This is a genomic window from Herpetosiphonaceae bacterium (assembly GCA_036374795.1).
Classification (GTDB): domain Bacteria; phylum Chloroflexota; class Chloroflexia; order Chloroflexales; family Kallotenuaceae; genus LB3-1.
On the sequence record DASUTC010000242.1, the window covers coordinates 27,641 to 47,427 of the forward strand.

The 19,787-nt window shown below is 66.4% G+C and carries 2 protein-coding genes; both read left to right on the forward strand.

The window, feature by feature from the left end:
• Positions 1-84: 84 nt before the first annotated feature.
• Positions 85-12,348: an amino acid adenylation domain-containing protein gene (locus VFZ66_18115; protein HEX6291105.1), complete on the forward strand. Its 12,264-nt coding sequence runs from the start codon at positions 85-87 to the stop codon at positions 12,346-12,348.
• Complete coding sequence (locus VFZ66_18120; GenBank protein HEX6291106.1) at positions 12,345-19,784, forward strand: amino acid adenylation domain-containing protein; 7,440 nt, start codon at positions 12,345-12,347, stop codon at positions 19,782-19,784. The genes VFZ66_18115 and VFZ66_18120 overlap by 4 nt, the downstream gene beginning before the upstream one ends.
• Positions 19,785-19,787: the final 3 nt, after the last annotated feature.

Genomic DNA, 19,787 nt, shown 5'->3' on the forward strand with positions numbered 1-19,787 from the left:
GAACCAGGGAAACTTGGAACTTGAAACTTTGAACGTTGAACTCGAAACGCAGAACTCGAAACTCGAAACTTGGAAGGCAGGATCATGGTTCAGACCCCGACCGAGGGCTTTCGGCTATCACCGCAGCAGCGATATGTATGGCAACTTCAGCAGGCAAGTCCCCAGCAGCCGTTTTATGCCCAGGCGGTGCTGCGGCTCGACGGGCCGCTCGATCGCGAGTCACTCGTTACAGCAATCGCGCTCGTCGTGCAGCGGCATGAGATCTTGCACACCACGTTCCAGCGCTTACCGGGCATTCAATTTCCGCTGCAAGTGATCGCCGAGCTGCTGGCTCCGACGCTGGACGAGCACGATCTGAGCCTGCTCGACGCGACAGGCCAGGCAGCGGCGATCGAATCGCTCATGCGGGCGCAGCGCCAGCAGCCCGTCGATCTCGACCAGGGGCCGCTGCTGCGCTGCACCCTGGCGCGGCTGTCCGCCGCGCAGCACATGCTCCTGCTCCACCTGCCCGCGCTCTGCGCCGACGCGGCATCGCTGGCGCTGCTGGCCCGGGAGCTGGGCGCGGCGTATGCGACCGCCCGACAGAACGCGCCGCTGCCGGAGGATCCGCCGCAGTACGTCGATCTGGCGGCCTGGCAGAATGAGCTGATCGAATCGGAAGAGACGGCATCGGGGCGGGCTTTCTGGAAGCAGCAGGATCTTAGCGGATTACGCGCCTCAACGCTCCCGCTGATCCAGCCGGTCGATCCTGCCGCGCCGTTTGCTCGACAGCAGGTAGCGCTCGCGCTGCCCGCCCCGCTGGCCGCGCCGATCGCCGAGCTTGCCGGACAGGGCGCTGTTTCTGCGGCGGCATTCTTCCTGGCCTGCTGGCAGCTTGTGCTCTGGCGCTTCGGCGAGCAAGAGGAGCTGATCGTCGCGGTTGGGCACGAGGGACGCAAGTACGACGAGCTAGCGCATGCCCTGGGGCTGTTCGCAACCGCATTGCCGATTCGCGGCCAGATCGACGCGCAGATGACGTTCGACGAGCTTGCGCGGCAGGCCGATCGGGCGTTGCAGCAGGCCGACGAGTGGCAGGAGTATTTTGCCTGGGAGTATCTGCCGGATGCTCAGGCGCGCGACGGATCGCCGCGCTGGTGTCCGTTTGGCTTCTCCTACGCCGAGCAGCCAGCGCCACACACGGCGGGCGATTTCACGATCTCGATCGAGCGACAGTTGGCGTGCATCGATCGCCAGACGCTCCTGCTGGCCTGTGGCGCGCGTGGCGCGTCGTTCGATCTGATCCTGCACTACGACGCGCAGCGGTGTAGCGCCGCCGACGCCGGGCGTCTGCTGGCCGCCTTGAGGATCGTGATCGAGCAGGCCGCGCGACAGCCCGCCTGGCCGCTCCATGCCTACGCGCTGGTCGATCCTGCCGAGCACGATCGCCTGCTGGCGCTGGTCAACCCGTCGACGAGCGCGAGACAGGCGGGCGAGCCGTTCCACGAGCGGTTTACGGCACAGGCTCGTCGCACGCCGGACCTGCCCGCCGTGGTCTTCGAGGACGAGACGCTGAGCTACCGCGCCCTGGACACGCGCACCGATCAACTGGCTCAACACCTGAAAGCGCTGGGCGTCGGCCCCGATGTGTGCGTCGGGCTGTGTGTCGAGCGCTCGCTGGATTTCATTGTGGGGCTGCTGGGCGTCCTCAAGGCGGGCGGCGCGTATGTGCCGCTCGATCCCGCGCTGCCGCCTGAGCGCCTACGCCAGATGCTCGATGATATACGGGCGAACGTGCTGCTGACTCAAACGGCGCTGCTAGGCCCAGAGGGCACCCGTCTGCCTGCCTCGGTTCAGCGTATCTGTCTGGACGCGGATTGGCCGACGATTGAGCGGGCAGTTGAGCGTCCGCGATCCCGCCCGACCGATCCGGCCAGCCTGGCGTATGTGCTCTTCACTTCCGGTTCCACGGGACGACCCAAGGGCGTTGCCGTCGAGCACCGGCAGCTTAGCGCCTACCTCGACGCGATTCTGGAGCGGCTGGATATCTCCCGACAGATGCACTTCGCGCTCGTCTCGACGGTCGCCGCCGACCTGGGCAACACGGCGATCTTTCCAGCCCTGACGACCGGAAGCTGCCTGCATATCATCTCGTCCGCCCGCGCCGCCGATCCCGATGCGCTGGCCGACTATCTGCGGCAGCATCCGATCGACTACTTGAAGATCGTGCCGTCGCATCTGCGCGCGCTGCTCAGCGGCGACGCTGCCTCAGCGATCCTGCCTCGGAAGCGCCTGATCCTTGGCGGCGAGGCGTCGCGCTCCGATTGGGTGCGGCAGGTACAGAGTCTCATGCCCGCTGGCGGGCGCATCGTCAACCACTACGGCCCGACGGAGACGACCGTCGGCGTGCTGACGCTGCCAGTTGATACCAACGCACCCCAGATGAGCACACATCTGCCGCTCGGTCGACCGCTGGCTGGCGTCACGGCCTATGTGCTGGACCGGCATCTGCGGCCCGTGCCGGTCTGGGTGCCGGGCGAGATCTACATCGGCGGCGCGCAGGTGACGCGGGGCTACCTGCACCGGCCCGATCTGACCGCCGAGCGCTTCCTGCCCGATCCATTCAGCGACAACCCCGGCGCGCGGCTCTACAAAACCGGCGATCGGGCGCGGATTTTGCCCGACGGCACGATCGAATTTTTGGGCCGCGTCGATCACCAGATCAAGCTGCGCGGCTTCCGCGTCGAGCTGGGCGAGATCGAGGCCGCGCTGCGACAGCATCCCGCCGTGCGTGAGGCCGTGGTGCTGCTCCGCGACGAGCGGCTGGTAGCGTACGTCATAGAGCAAAGAACAAAGGAACAAGCGGAGAATCCAGAACTCGAAACTCGAAACGTTGAACCTGGAACGCTGCACTCCGCACTCCGCGCCTACGTGAAGGACCGCCTGCCCGACTACATGATCCCTTCGGCATTCGTCTTCCTCGACGCGCTGCCGCTGACACCCAACGGCAAGCTCGATCGCCGCGCACTGCCCGCGCCCCAGCCTGAGGCGGACACCCGCATCGTCGAGCCGCCGCGCACGCCCGACGAGGAGCTGCTGGCCGACCTCTGGCGGCAGGTGCTAGGCGTGAGCCAGATCAGCCGCGCCGATTCGTTCTTTGCGCTGGGCGGCCACTCGCTGCTGGCAACGCAGCTTATCGCCCGCATTCGCACGGTCTTTCAGGTCGAGCTGCCGCTGCGGGTGCTCTTTGAAACGCCGACGCTGGCCGGTCTGGCGGCGCAGCTCGCCGCGCTGCGGGCAGAAGCCACGCAGCCGAGCGCAGCGATCCCGATCGCCTCCCGCGACGCCGACATACCGCTGTCGCTGGCACAGCAAGGCCTGTGGTTTATCGCGCAGATTGCGCCGGAGAGCGGCGCGTACACGATGCCCCTGGCGATCCGCGTGACCGGCGCGCTCAAGATCGCGGCGCTTCAGCAGGCGATCAATGGGCTGGTGCGGCGACACGAAACACTGCGCACCAGCTTTCCGATCGTCGATGGGCAGGCAATCCAGCAGATCGCCGAGTCGCAGCCGGTGGAGCTTGTCACCCATGACCTGCAAGCGCTCGCGCCCGACGAGCAGCAGGCGACCGTCATGCGTCTGGCGGCGGAAGACGCGGGCCGACCATTCGATCTGCAAAATGGCCCGCTCGTGCGCGTGAGCGTGCTCCTGCTCAGCCCGAACGACTCCGTGCTGCTTGTGGCGCTGCACCACCTGATCGGCGATGGCTGGTCGCTGCGGGTGCTGACGCGCGAGTTGGCTGCACTCTACCGGGCTGCGATCACGGGAGCCGACGCTGAGCTGCCGCCGCTGCCGATCCAGTACGCCGACTATGCGCTCTGGCAGCGCGGCTGGCTCCAGGGCAGCGTGCGCGAGCAGATGATCGGCTACTGGCAGCAGCAGCTCGCTGGTGTACCGCCGCTGCTGGAATTGCCGACCGATCATCCGCGTCCAGCGGTCGCCATCTATCGCGGCGCGACCCACACGTTTACGCTGCCGCCGACGCTCGCCGCTGCCGTCCATAGCCTTTGCCAGCGCGCGGGAGTCACGCCCTTCATGACGCTGCTGGCCGCGTTCCAAACGCTGCTCCACCGCTACAGCGGCCAGGATGACATCGTCGTCGGGACGCCGATTGCCAACCGCACCCAGGCCGAAACGGAAGGCCTGATCGGCCTGTTCCTCAACACGCTGGCGCTGCGCGCACGGCTGTCTGGCGGCCCGTCGTTCCTCGATCTGCTCGATCAGGTCCGCGATATGACGCTGGGAGCGTACGCGCACCAGGCGCTGCCGTTCGATCAGGTCGTCGAGATCGTCCAGCCGATCCGCAACCTGGGCTACAATCCGCTCTTCCAGGTCTTGTTCATGTTCCAGAACATCCCCACGCCGCCCGTCGCCCTGCCGGGCCTGGATGTTGAGCTTCTTGAGGTCGACAGTGGCACGTCGATGCTTGACCTGACGTTCGCGCTGATGGAGACGAGCGCCGGACTGTACGGCGTGGTCGAGTACAGCACCGATCTGTTTGAGGCGACGACGATCGAGCGGCTTGTGCAGCACTACCATACGCTGCTTGAGCGTCTGCTGCCCGATCCCCGCCAGTCGATCGCGGCCGTGCCGCTGCTGACGCCTGCCGAGACACGGCAGATCGCCGCCTGGAACGCGACCGACGCGGCGTATCCTGAGACGACATGCCTGCATACGCTGATCGAGGCGCAGGCGCTCCGCACACCGCAGGCCGTGGCGGTGATCTTCGAGGAAGCGTATCTTACCTACGCCGAGCTGAACGCGCGCGCCAATCAACTGGCGCATCATCTGCGGACGCTGGGCGTTGGGCCGGAGTCGCGGGTTGGCGTGTCGCTCCATCGCTCGATCGATCTGATCGTGGCGCTGCTGGGCGTCCTCAAGGCGGGCGGCGCGTATCTGCCGCTCGATCCGAGCTATCCGCGTGAGCGCCGTCACTACATGCTCGCCGACTCGGATGCCGCCGCGCTGATCACCCAGGAGGCGCTGAGCGCGGAGGTGCCCGATCTGCCGCTGCCGGTCGTCTGCCTGGACGCCGATCGCTCGGCGATCGAGCGCCAGCCGAGCACCAGCCCGCAAGGCACGACGCTGCCAGACAATCTGGCGTATGTGATCTACACCTCCGGTTCGACCGGACAGCCCAAGGGCGTGTACGTGCCGCACCGCGCGGTCGTCAATTTCTTGCACTCGATGCGACGACAGCCGGGGCTGACCGAGCGCGACACGCTGCTGGCGGTGACGACGCTCTCGTTCGATATTGCCGCGCTTGAGATCTTTCTGCCGCTGATCGTCGGGGCGCGCGTGGTGCTGGCAAGCCGTGAGGTTGCGACCGATGGCGCGCAGCTTGCGGCGGCGATCGATGCCTGCGGCGCGACGGTGATGCAGGCTACGCCCGCGACGTGGCGCATGCTGCTGGATGCCGGTTGGACGGGCAATTCCAACCTGACGATCTTGTGCGGCGGCGAGGCACTGCCCCGCGAACTGGCCGATCAGCTTGCCAGCCGCAGCGCCGCGCTCTGGAATCTCTACGGCCCCACCGAGACAACGATCTGGTCGGCAGCCGCGCAGATTGCGGTCGGCACCGGAGCCGTGGCGATCGGGCCGCCGATCGCCAACACCCGGATCTACCTCGTCGATTCGCGACTCCAGCAGGTGCCGGTCGGCGTGCCAGGTGAGATCGTGATCGGCGGCGCGGGCGTGGCGCGCGGCTACCACCGGCGGCCCGATCTGACCGCCGAGCGATTCATTCCCGATCCGTTCAGCGGAACAGCCGATGCGCGGCTCTACCGCACCGGGGATCTGGCCCGCTATCGGCAGGATGGCACGCTCGAATTTTTGGGCCGCATCGATCACCAGATCAAGCTGCGCGGCTATCGCATCGAGCTGGGCGAGATCGAGGCGATCCTCAACCGGCATCCGGCTATCCGGCAGAGCGTTGTCCTGGTCCGTGAAGATCGGCCCGGCGACCAGCGGCTCGTGGCGTATGTCGTGGGAGAACAAAGAACAAAGGAACAAGCGGAGAATCCAGAACTCGAAACTCGAAACGTTGAACCTGGAACGCTGCACTCCGCACTCCGCGCCTACGTGAAGGACCACCTGCCCGACTACATGGTGCCGAGCGCGTTTGTGGTGCTCGATGCGCTGCCGCTGACGCCGAACGGCAAGGTCGATCGCCGCGCACTGCCCGCGCCCGATGGTACGCTGAGCGCTCACGAGCAGACGTTTGTCGGGCCGCGCACGCCGACCGAGGAGGTGCTGGCGGGGATCTGGGCCGCCGTGCTTGGGCGCGCGCAGGTCGGAGTCCACGATCATTTCTTTGAGCTTGGCGGGCACTCCCTGCTGATCACCCAGGTGATGTCGCGAATCCAGGCTGCCTTCCAGGTCAAGCTGCCGCTGCGAGCGCTCTTTGAAGCGCCGACGATCACAGAGCTGGCCCGGCGCGTCGATCTGGAACGTCACGCGGCGCGAGGGATGGCAATGCCCGCGCTCAGACGCGCCCCGCGCCAGGGCGAGCTGCCGCTCTCCTTTGCACAGCAGCGGCTCTGGTTCCTCGACCAGTTGGAGCCTAATAGTCCGTTCTATAACATCCCGGTGGCGCTCAGGCTCGACGGCACGCTCGATTCCACGGCCCTGGAGCGGGCGCTCAACGCGATCGTGGGGCGACACGAGGCACTGCGGACGACGTTTCCGAACGTACAGGGTCGCGCCGCGCAGGTGATTGCGCCGACCGCGACGATCAACCTGGCCCTGGTCGATCTCCGCAATCAGCCGCCGATGACGCGCGAGGCCAGGATCAAGCGCCTTGCCGCCGAGGAGGCGCGCCAGCCCTTTGACCTTGCGCACGGCCCGCTGCTGCGCGCGACGCTCGTGCGCGCCGACGACGCCGAGCATATCCTGCTGGTGACGATGCACCACATCACCAGCGATGGCTGGTCGATGGGGATTTTTGTGCAAGAGCTGGCGGCGCTCTACCGGGCATGCGCATCGGGAGCAGCCGAGCCGGAGCGCATGCTGCCGGAGCTACCGATCCAGTATGCCGACTATGCGATCTGGCAGCGCGAGTGGCTGCACGGCGCGGTGCTTGACGAGCAGCTCGCCTACTGGAAGCAGCAGTTGAGCGATCTGCCGACGCTGGATCTGCCGACCGATCATCCGCGTCCGCCGGTCCAGTCATTCCACGGCGCGACGCAGCGCTTCGAGATCTCGGCACCTGTCACCGAGGCGCTCCGCGCTCTGAGCCGCCGCGAAGGCGTGACCCTGTTTATGACGCTCCTTGCGACGTGGCAAACGCTGCTCGCGCGCTACAGCGGCCAGCGCGACATCGTGGTCGGCACGCCGATCGCCGGGCGGACCCACGCCGAGACTGAGAGCCTGATCGGCTTCTTCGTCAACACGCTGGTGCTGCGGACCAACCTGACGGGCGATCCAGGCTTCCGCGAGCTGCTGGCACGGGTGCGCGATGTGGCGTTGGAGGCATACGCGCATCAAGATCTGCCCTTCGAGATGCTGGTCGACGAGCTTCAGCCTGAGCGCGATATGAGCCGCAATCCGCTCTTCCAGGTCTTGTTTGCCCTCCAAAACATGCCGATGCCAGCGGTCGAGCTGCCCGATCTACGGCTGGAGAGTATTCCGGCGGAGAGCGGAGCCGCCAAGTTCGATCTGTGGCTGGCGCTGCGGGAAGGGCCGGATACGCTGCTCGGCACGCTGGAGTACGCCACTGATCTTTTCGATGCCAGCACGATCGCGCGCATGATCGATCATTTCCAGCAACTCCTGATGAGCATCGCAGACGAGCCTGATCGCCCGGTGTCGCAGGCGCGGCTGCTGAGCGATGCCGAGCGCCGGACGATGCTGGTTGAATGGAATACCATAGCCTCCGCTCCGAGCCTTGCCGCGCAAGACGCCTGCCTGCACCAGCTCGTGGAGGCTCAGGCGCAGCGCACGCCCGACGCGGTCGCGGTGATCGACGGCACGGCCCGCGTCACCTATCGCGAGCTGAACGAGCGGGCCAATCAGGTGGCGCACTGGCTCCAGGCGCGCGGCGTCGGCGGGTGCCATCAGGGCGAGACACCAGTCGGCATCTGCGTCGAGCGCTCAGCCGCGCTTGTGGCTGGCGTGCTGGGCATCCTCAAGGCGGGCGGCGCGTATGTGCCGCTCGATCCGGCCTATCCGCAGGAGCGGCTGGCCTTCATGCTGGCCGACTCGCGGGCGATGGCGCTGATCACGCAGCGCCATCTATCCGAGCGGCTGCCCGCTCACGGGCTAGCTGTGCTGCACATCGATCAGGCCGAGGATCTGCTGGCTCAGCTCAGCCGCGCCACCCCGACGAGCGGCGTCACGCCCGACAACCTGGCGTATGTGATCTATACCTCAGGCTCGACAGGATTGCCCAAAGGCGTGCCGATCGCCCATCACAGCCCGGTCAACCTCGTCACCTGGGCGACCGCGACCTACACCTCGACAGAGCTGGCGGGCGTGCTGTTCAGCACCTCGATCTGCTTCGATCTGTCGGTCTTCGAGCTATTCGTGCCGCTGAGCTGCGGCGGCTGTGTGATCATCGCCGAGAACGCGCTGCATCTGCCGGATCTGGCCGCCGCGCAGCAGGTCACGCTGATCAACACGGTGCCATCCGCCGCCGCAGAGCTTGTCCGTATCAGCGGCATTCCCGCCTCGGCTCGGACGATCAACCTGGCGGGAGAGCCGCTGCCGCTGCATCTCGCGCAGCAGCTCTACCAGCAAACGCCCGTGCATCAGGTCGTGAACCTGTACGGCCCATCGGAGACGACGACCTACTCGACGTGGATGCGAATACCGCGCGAGATCCAGAGCGCGCCGCCGATCGGTCGACCGCTGGCACAGACACAGATCTATCTGCTCGATCGTGCATTGCAGCCGGTGCCGATCGGCGTGCTCGGCGAGGTCTATATCGGCGGCTCCGGCCTGGCACGCGGCTACCTGAATCGCGCGGAGCTGGCCGCCGAGAAGTTCGTGCCCGATCCGTTCGGCGCGACTCCGGGCGGGCGGCTCTACCGCACGGGCGACCTGGCGCGTTACCTGCCGGATGGCACGCTCGAATTCGCGGGCCGCATCGATCACCAGATCAAGATCCGAGGCTTTCGCATCGAGCTGGGCGAGATCGAGGCGACGCTGCACCAGCATCCAGCCGTACGCGACGCGGTCGCGGTAGTCCGCGACGACGGCGGGCAGCGGTTGGTAGCGTATGTCGTGGCAGAACAAAGAGGCCGCGAGGCCGGGGATGTGGGCCTCAACTCCGAACTCGGACCATTGGCGACTGATCAGGTCGATGCGTGGCAGGATGTCTTCAATACCGCCTACCACGAAACCAGTCCATCCGACGATCCGACCTTCAACATCGCCGGATGGCGCAGCAGCTACACCGGAGCGCCGCTGCCCGCCGAGACGATGCGCGAGTGGGTCGATCAGACCGTGGAGCGGATTCAGGCGCTCCGCCCACGGCGCGTCCTGGAGATCGGATGCGGCACCGGATTGCTGCTGTTCCGCATCGCGCCCGGCTCTGAGCGCTACGTCGCCACCGATCTGGCGCAGGCGGCGATCGACCAGCTCCAGCGCCAGACCCGCGATCTGCCGCAGGTCAGGCTGCTTCAGCGCGCCGCCGACGATTTCAGCGGCCTTGAGGCTTCCGCGTTCGACGTGGTGATCATCAACTCCGTCGCGCAGTACTTCCCCTCGCTCGATTATCTCGTGCGCGTGCTGGAGAGCGCGCTCCACGTGCTCGCGCCGGGCGGTGCGGTCTTCCTGGGCGACGTGCGCAGCTTCCCGCTGCTGGAAGCGTTCCACGCGGCGGTCGAGCTGCATCAGGCACCGCCAACCCTGACGATCGCGCAGTTCCGGCAGCGGGTACAGCGGCGGCTGATTCAGGAAAACGAGCTAACGATCGCTCCCGCATTCTTCCTGACGCTCCGGCAGCGCTACCCGCAGATTGGTCAGGTCGCGATCCAGCTCAAGGGCGGTCGCTTCCACAGCGAGGTGACGCAATTTCGCTATGACGTGGCGCTGCGGCTCGACGAGCGAGCGAGCCGCGAGCCGCTGCCCTGGCGCGACTGGCCCGAGTCGTGGCTGACGACCGACGCGCTGCGGCAGGTGCTTCGGGCGGAGCAGCCGGAGCGCCTGGGGCTGCGGCGTGTGCCAAACACCCGAATCGCCAGCGAGCTTCGTCTGCTGGAGCTGATAGAGCGCGAGCCGCCGACGCTCACGGTAGCCGAGCTACGCCACAGGCTGAGTGTCGCGGCCATCCCGGCGATCGATCCAGCCGACCTGTCGGCGCTGGGGGCGGAGCTTGGCTACACGGTCGCGCTGCGCTGGTCCGGCGCTGGCGACGACGGCTGCTATGAGGCGATCTTTCGGCGGGCCAGCGCCGGGCAAGCCACCGACCTGTGGAGCGCTGCGGCAGCCGATCTGCCGGATCTATCTGCCGCCGAGAGCCTGACCGCATATGCCAATCATCCGCTTCAGGCCAGGCTGACCCGTGAGCTTACGCCGGTGCTGCGCGGCCATCTCAGGGAGCGCCTGCCGGAGTATATGGTGCCCTCGGCGTTCGTGATCCTTGACGCCGTGCCACTCACGCCCAACGGCAAAGTCGATCGCGAGGCGCTACCTGCGCCGCTGACCGTGCCGGAGCTAGAAGCCGAGATCGTGCCGCCGCGCACGCCGCTTGAGCAGACGCTGGCCGAGATCTGGGCGCAGATCCTGGGCGTCGAGCAGGTAGGCATCCACAACAATTTCTTCGGCCTGGGCGGTGACTCAATCCTCAGCCTACAGGTCATCGCGCGGGCGCAGCAGGCCGGGCTACGCATCACGCCCAGGCAGATGTTCCAGCACCAGACGATCGCGGAGCTGGCGGCGGCGCTCGGCGCGAGCGCGCAGATGGCCGAGCAGCAGCTATTCCCGCTCGCGCCCGGCCAGCGATGCCTGGTCGAACACGAGCAGCTTGCTCCTGATGTCGTGCAGATCGAAACGCCGCCCGGCCTCGATGCCGCCCGGCTCGCAATCGCGGTCGACGCGCTGCTCCGGCAACAGGCCGCGCTCCGGCTGCGGCTGGTGCGGGGCGAGAGCGGCTGGCGGCAGCAGATCGCCGCGCCGAGCACGGAGCTGCCGTTCAGCCACATCGATCTGACCGCACTCCCGCCCGATGCCTACCCAGCGGCGCTTGCCGACGCCAACGCAGTGGCACAGCGCGAGATCGACCCGGCCAGCGGGCGGCTGCTCCATGTCAGCTACCTGGATCGCGGGCCTGGGCTGCCGGGCCGCCTCCTGCTGGTCGGTCATCCGCTGGCCCTCGATCGCGCCTCATGGTCGATCGTGGCGCGCGATCTTTGGACGGCGTACGAGCAGCAGCGCCAGGATCAGCCGATCGAGCTGCCCGCTCCTGCGGCGACATTCCAGCAGTGGATCGGTGAGACATCCGCAGACATTACAGGCTCCGCTCAACGGGGCGAGCTCGATCACTGGCTGGCAATCGGACGCGCCGAGGTTGCACGGCTGCCGCAGGACGGGCCATCCAATGGAGAAGCCGCAGCCACGATCCAGGCGGGCAGCGGGCAGCTTAGCGCCGAAGAAACGCGGCAGCTTCTCGACGATGTTCACCAGGCATACCATACCCAGGTGACGGATCTGCTGCTTGCCGCGCTGGCGCAAAGCATCACCGGCTGGACCGGCGGAACGACTCTGCTGGTCGATCTGGAAGGCGATGGCCGCGCGGCGACGACGCTGGATCTGTCGCGGACCATTGGCTGCTTCACGACGGTCTTTCCCGCGCTGCTCGCGCTGCCGGAAACAGCGGATCAGCCCGCAGAGGTCTTGAAAACGATCAAGGAGCAGCTTCGACGTATCCCGCGCCAGGGCCTCGGCTATGGCATCCTGCGCGCGGACGATCAGCTTCGGGGCTTGCCGCAGGCGGAGCTACGCTTCGTGTATGGCAGCGCTGCCGATCAGCTCATACCGCCCGGCACGCCTCTGGCACTCGCACCCGAAGCAGACGAGCCGATCGCTCGCTCGCGTACGCAGCGGCCATACCTTCTGGAGGTCAGCGCCCGGATCGTCGGCAATCAACTGCGCCTGATCTGGTCCTACGACGCCCAGGTCTATCAGCGGACGACGGTCGAGCGGCTATCCCAGGCGTATCTCGACGCGCTGCGGGCGCTGATCGCTCACTGCCGAGCGGCGCAAGGCGAGACGTACACGCCTTCTGACTTCCCCAAGGCAAAGCTGAGCCAGAAGGATCTGGATAAGCTGATGGGCCGCCTCAGCAAACCCGGCAACAGGAGAACTTCATGACCCCGGATCAGATCGAGGATATTTACGAGCTATCGCCCTTGCAGCAGGGCTTTCTCTTCCATACCGTGTATCTCCCAGCCGAGGGAGCATACTTCGAGCAATTCATCTGGACGCTGCACGGCGATCTCGACATCGCCGCCTTTGAGCAGGCCTGGCAGGATGCTGTCGCGCGCCATCCAATCCTGCGCAGCTCGTTTCACTGGCAAGATCTCGACAATCCGGTCCAGGCCGTCCATCGCGAGGTGACGCTGCCGATCGAGCGGCTGGACTGGCGCGACCTGCCGCCATCCTCGCACGCGGATCGGCTTGAGGCATTGCTTGCCGCCGACCGCGAACAGGGCTTTGACCTGGAGCAGCCGCCGTTGATGCGTGTGGCGCTGGCACAGCTCGCCGCGCGGAGCTGGTACTTCGTCTGGAGCTACCATCACCTGCTGCTGGATGGCTGGTCGATGTCTGTGCTGCTCGCCGATGTGTTTCGGAGCTACGATGCCCTCTCGCACGGTCGCACGATTGCGCTCCCGCCGGTGCGGCCCTATGGCGATTACATCGAGTGGCTTCAGCAGCGCGATCCGGTGGCGACCGAGGCGTTCTGGCGGCAAACGCTGGCCGGATTCGCCGCGCCTACGCCGCTGATCGCGGGCCAGCCCGATGCCGCAGCGTCCGATCCAGCCGAGCGCTACCAGGAGCAGCAGGTTCGATTGTCGACAACAACGACCGCTGCGCTGCAAGCGCTGGCGCGCCAGCAGCAGGTGACGCTCAACACGATCTTTCAGGGCGCGTGGGCGCTGCTGCTCGGCCGCTACAGCGGCGAGCACGACATCGTCTTCGGCGCGACCGCCTCCGGTCGGCCCAGCGATCTGCCGGGCTTCGAGTCGATGGTCGGGCTGTTCATCAACACGCTGCCGGTGCGGGTCCAGACGCCGCCGGACGAGGCGCTGCTGCCGTGGCTCAGGCGGCTTCAGGCGGTGCAATTCGAGCTGCGCCAGTACGAGTACAGCCCGCTGGTGCAGGTACAAAGCTGGAGCGATGTGCCGCACAGCATCCCGCTCTTCGAGAGCATCGTCGTCTTCGAGAATCACCCGGTCGATCGAGCGTTGCAGACGCTCAGCCGCGACCTGGACATTGATTTCGTGCGCTGCCTCCAGCGCACCAGCTATCCGCTCACCGTGATGGCTGTTCCAGGCTCGGAGCTGCTGATCCGGCTCTCGTATGACACGCAGCGCTTCGACGCCGCGACGATCACGCGCTTGCTGGGCCATCTCGAAACGCTGCTGGAAGCGATGACGACCCACCAGGAGCAGCATCTCGGCAAGCTGGCCCTGGTGACGCCTGCCGAGGAGCGCGCGCTGCTGGCGTGGAACGCGACGCAGGCGGCGTATCCAACCGAGACGCCGATCCACGAACTCTTTGCCGCCCAGGCCGCGCGCACACCCGATGCTATCGCGCTGATCTTCGAGCAGGAGCGGCTCAGCTACCGCGCGCTCAACGAGCGGGCGAATCGCCTCGCTCACTATCTCCAGGCGCTTGGCGTCGGCGGGTGCCCTCAGGGCGAGACGCCGGTCGCGCTGTGCGCCGAGCGCTCGATCGACAGCGTGATCGGCATGCTCGCGATCTTCAAGGCGGGCGGCTGCTACGTGCCGCTTGATCCGGCCTATCCGCAGGAGCGTCTGCGTTTCATGCTGGACGATACCCAGGCCCCCGTGCTGCTCACACAGGCTCGATTGCTTAGCCCGGAGAGCACCCGCCTGCCTGAGCATCACGCCCGCGTCGTCTGCCTGGATCGCGACTGGGCAGAGATCGCGAGCTATAGCGCGGACGATCCGCAGATCGCGGTGCGCGGCGACGATCTGGCCTACATGATCTACACCTCAGGCACGACCGGCAGACCAAAGGCCGTGATGGTCGAACATCGCCATCTGGTCAATACCATGCTGGCCGGTCAGGAAACATGCGGATTTACGGCGGCGACGATCATGCCCTGTATCGCCTCGTTTGCCTTCGACATCTCGCTCTTCGAGCTGTGGACGCCGCTGCTCGTCGGCGGCACGACCGTGCTCGTCACCAGGGAGCGAGCGCTGGATCTGCCGGGCTTTGCCCGCATCCTCCGGGGCACAACCGCGCTCCATGCGCTGCCGAGCCTGATGCGCGAGATCGTCGATTTCGCCCGGCAGCGCGCTGAGCCGTACGCCGAGATTCGTCAGGTGCTGGTCGGCGGCGATCTCGTGCCCGTGGATCTGGTTCAAGATATGCAGGCGTGCTTCCCCGCCGCTCAGATCTTTATCGCGTACGGCCCCACCGAAGGCACGATCCTCTGCGCGATGCATGTCGTACCAGGCGAGCAGCAGATCCAGAAGCATCTGATCGGCACGCCGCTGCCCAATACGATCCTGCGGATCTATGACCCGCAGCAAAACCTTGTGCCGATCGGCGTGGCTGGCGAGCTCTACCTGGGCGGCGCGGGCGTTGCCCGTGGCTACCTCAACCGGCCCGAACTCACGGCGGAGCGCTTCGTGACGCTCGATGGACAGCGCTGGTATCGCACGGGCGACCTCGTGCGCTACCTGCCCGACGGCACGATCGAATTTTTGGGCCGCATCGACCAGCAGGTCAAGCTGCGCGGCTTCCGCATCGAGCTGGGCGAGATCGAGGCCGCGCTGCGGCAGCATCCCGGTATCCGCGAGGCGGCGGTGATCGCGCGGGAGGACCTTCCTGGCGAGAAGCGGCTGGTAGCGTACGTTGTGCCCAGCGCCGCGCAGGCCGGGGGGGGTGCCCTCTGGGCCCGGGTGGCCCCCACCAGTTCCTCCCCCTCGCCTATGCAATGGGAGCAGGGGCCGGAGGGTGAGGGCCTCCACTCCGAACTCGAAACTCGCTCCAGAGCCAGCACCGCGCGCAGCGATGCCATCGAGCTATGGCCGTCGATCGGCGAGTATGCGATCTACGACGAAGTGCTCTACTATGGCCTGACCAACGACACGCGGCGGATCGCGGGCTACAAGGCCGCGCTGGAGCGCACCGTGAGAGACAAGGTCGTCGTCGAGATTGGCACCGGCAAAGACGCGATCGTTGCGCAGCACTGTGTAGCGGCAGGCGCGCGGCGGGTCTATGCGCTTGAGATTCTGGAAGAGCCGTACCGCGCGGCAGCCGAGCGGATCAGGGCGCTGGGCCTCGACGACCGCGTGATCGTGATCCACGGCGATGCCACGACGATCGAGCTGCCGGAGCCTGCCGATGTCTGCGTTTCCGAGATCTTCGAGGCGATCGGCGGCGGCGAGGGCGCATCCGAGATCCTGAACCGCTCGCGGCGGCTGCTCAAGCCGGGTGGCACGATGATCCCCGCGCGCAGCCTGACCAAGATCGCCGCTGTCTGCCTGCCCGAAGCGCTGGCCGCCGACCCGCGCTTCACCGGCGTCTCCGGCTATTATGTCGAGCAGATCTTCGAGCATGTCGGCCATCCGTTCGACCTGCGGCTGTGCATCAAGAACTTTCCGCGCTCGCAGATTATCTCGAACGAGGGCGTCTTTGAAGATCTGGATTTTAGCGACTATACCGCCTCCGAGTACTGTCACAATCTCAGCCTGACGATCGACCGGGCCGGACGCTTCGACGGCTTTTTGATCTGGCTCAACCTGCACATGATCGAAGGCGTGGTGCTCGACGCGCTCGATCACGACTACGCCTGGTTTCCGGTCTATTTCCCGATCTTCGATCCCGGCGTTGCGGTCGAGCCAGGCGATCGGATCGAGCTGATCTGTAGCGCATCGCTCTCGGCCAACGGCATCCACCCCGACTACGCGGTCGAAGGGCGGCTGCTGCGGCGCGACGGAACGCCTCTACCGTTCGCGTATCAATCGGTTCATCACGAGCAGCGCTACCGGGCGACGCCGTTCTATCAACGTCTGTTCCGCGAGGACACGATTCCGATCCAGCCAGACGCACAGCGCGACGATCTGATCGCCGGAGCGCGCGACCACCTCAAAGCGCGCCTGCCGGAGTATATGGTGCCGAGTGCGTTTGTGCTGCTCGACACGCTGCCGCTCACGGCCAACGGCAAGGTCGATCGCAAGGCCCTGCCAGCGCCGGAGGCTGCCCATGCGCGCGCCACGGAGACGGCGATCACGCCGCGCACGCCGATCGAGCACAAGATCGCGCAGATCTGGCAGGAGGTGTTGCAGCTCGACGGCGTGGGCGTCAACGAGAACTTTTTCGATCTCGGCGGCCACTCGATTCGGATGATGCAGGTCCATAGCAAGCTGCAAGAGCGCCTGAACCGCGACATCGCGATGACCGATCTATTTCGCCATCCCACGATCGCGGCCCTGGCGCAGTTCCTCAATCCGGAGGTGGACGAGAGCGCGGCGCAGGAGCAGGCCAGCGCGCCACACCCGCCGCGAGCACCGATCGCGCCAATCGCGGATACCGCCATCGCAATCGTTGGCATGAGCGGACGCTTTCCGGGCGCGCGCGATGTCGAGCGCTTCTGGCAAAACCTGTGCGCCGGCAGCGAGTCGATCACCTTCTTCACCGACGACGAATTGCTCGCGGCGGGCATCGATCCGGCCCTTCTGAGTCATCCCGATTATGTCAAAGCGGGCGCGATCCTTGACGACATCGAGCTGTTCGACGCCGGTTTCTTCGGCTACAGTCCGCGCGAGGCCGCGATCATGGACCCGCAGCACCGCGTGTTTCTGGAGTGTGCCTGGGAGGCGCTGGAGCGCGCGGGCTATAATCCCGACGCCTACGAGGGCGGCATTGGCGTCTTCGCCGGTGTCAGCACCAACAGCTATCTGCTGTTCAACCTGTATGCCAACCGCGATCTGCTGGAGTCGGTCGGCGGCTTCCAGACGATGCTCTTGAACGAAAAAGACCATCTGACGACGCGCGTCTCGTATAAGCTGAACCTGCGCGGGCCGAGCGTCAACCTCCAAACGGCGTGCTCGACCTCGCTCGTGGCGACGGTGATCGCCTGCCAGCAATTGCTGCTGCGTCAGTGTGACATGGCGCTGGCTGGCGGCGTGTCGATCAACGTGCCGCATACGGCGGGCTACCGCTACCAGCCGGGCGGCATTCAGTCGCCCGACGGCCACTGCCGCGCCTTCGATGCCGATGCTCAAGGCACGATCACCGGCAACGGCGTCGGGATCGTCGTCTTGAAGCGGCTGCACGACGCGCTGGCCGACGGCGATCAGATTCAGGCGGTGATCAAGGGCTTCGCGCTCAACAACGACGGCGCGCAGAAGGTGGGGTATACCGCGCCCAGCGTGGACGGACAGGCCGCCGTGATCGAGGAAGCGCTGGCGATGGCGGGCGTCGCTCCCGAAACGATCTCGTATATCGAGACGCACGGCACGGGCACGCCGCTGGGCGATCCGATCGAGATCGCGGCGCTGAGTCGCGTCTTTGGGCCGGTCGCCAAAGAGGCGCAGCGCTGCGCGCTGGGCTCGGTCAAGACCAACATCGGCCACCTCGACGCCGCCGCCGGTGTCACGGGCCTGATCAAAACCACGCTGGCGCTGCACCACAGCCAGATCCCGGCCAGCCTGCATTTCGAGCGGCCCAACCCGATGATCGACTTTGCCCGAAGTCCGTTTTATGTCAATACAAACCTCGCCGAGTGGCAGGCAAACGGCACGCCGCGCCGCGCGGGTGTCAGCTCGTTTGGCATCGGCGGCACCAACGCGCATATCGTGCTGGAAGAAGCGCCGCCGATCGAGCCATCGGGTCTGTCGCGGCCCTGGCATGTGCTGACGCTGTCGGCGCGCAGCAGCGCCGCGCTTGAGCAGGCCGTAGGCAACCTGGCGAGCTACTTGCAGCAGCACCCCGATCTCAATCTGGCCGACGTAGCCTACACCTTGAATGTCGGACGCAAAACCTTCAGCCATCGCCAGATGGTCGTCTGCCGCGACCTTATGGATGCCGTGGAGACGCTCGCGGCGCGTGATCCGCAGCGCGTCTCGATCCAGGTGCAGGAGCGCCAGGATCGCCCGGTGGTTTTTCTGTTCCCAGGACAGGGCGCGCAGTATGTCGAGATGGCGCGCGAGCTGTATCAGGCCGAGCCGATCTTCCGCGAGCACGTCGATCGCTGCGCCGCGCTGCTCAAGCCGCATCTCGATCTGGATCTGCGCGACGTGCTCTATCCAGCACCCGATCAGCTCGCCGCCGCCAGCGGCCAGTTGCATCGGACCTGGCTGACGCAGCCCGCGCTGTTTGTGATCGAGTATGCGCTGGCGCGGCTCTGGATGGCCTGGGGCGTACGGCCTCAAGCGCTGCTCGGCCATAGCATCGGCGAGTACGTGGCGGCCACCGTCGCGGGCGTCTTCTCGCTTGAGGACGCGCTGGCGCTGGTCGCGCTGCGGGGACGCCTGATCGAATCGCTGCCGGAAGGCGCGATGCTGAGCGTGCCGCTCTCTGAGGCAGAGCTGCGTCCGCTGCTGGGGCCGGATCTAGCGATTGCTGCCGTCAACGCGCCGTCGCTGTGTGTCGTCGCGGGGCCGCACACCGCGATCGAGCGCATCGAGCAGCGGTTGGTCGCGCGCGGCGTGGATTGCCGCCGCCTGCACACCTCGCACGCCTTCCACTCGCCGATGATGGAGCCGATCCTGGCGCAGTTCGCAGAGCATATGCGTATGGTGGCACTGCACAGGCCGCGCATCCCGTATCTCTCCAACCTGACCGGCGACTGGATCACGCCGGAGCAGGCGACCGATCCCGACTACTGGGCGCGGCATCTGCGGCAGCCGGTGCGCTTCGCCGATAACGTGGCCGCCGTCCTCAGCGATCCCGATCGCGTGCTGCTTGAGGTCGGGCCGGGCCGTATGCTCGGAACGCTGGCGCGGCGGCACCAGGCCAGCGCCACAGTGCTGGCCTCGCTGCGCCACCCGCACGATCGAGAGTCCGACGTAGCCTTTTTGCTCAACAGCCTGGGCCAGCTCTGGGCGGTCGGTGGGCGGCTTGACTGGCGGCAGCTCTATACCGCCGAGCGCCGCCGCCGCGTCGTGCTGCCGACGTATCCGTTCGAGCGGCAGCGCTACTGGATCGATCCGCCCGCCCAGCGAGCTATGTCGGAGCAATCGAGCGCCGACCTCGAAGAGCGAGCCGCCGAGCGCTCGGCGGCGCTGGCAGCATTGCAGCCTCGACCAAACCTGCTCAATCCGTATGTCGCGCCCGGCACGACGATCGAAGAGTCGATCGCCGAGATCTGGCAAGAGCTGCTGGGCGTAGGGCCGATCGGCATCCACGACAACTTCTTTGATCTCGGCGGTCACTCGCTGATGGCGACGCAGGTCATCACGCGCCTGCGGGATCGCTTCCCGGTCGATCTGCCCGTCGCGGATGTCTTCGACGCGGCCACGGTTGCCCAACTGGCGGCGATCATCGAGGCCAAACTGATCGAGAAGCTCGACGATCTTACCGAAGAAGAAGCCCGGCTCCTGATGTGAGAG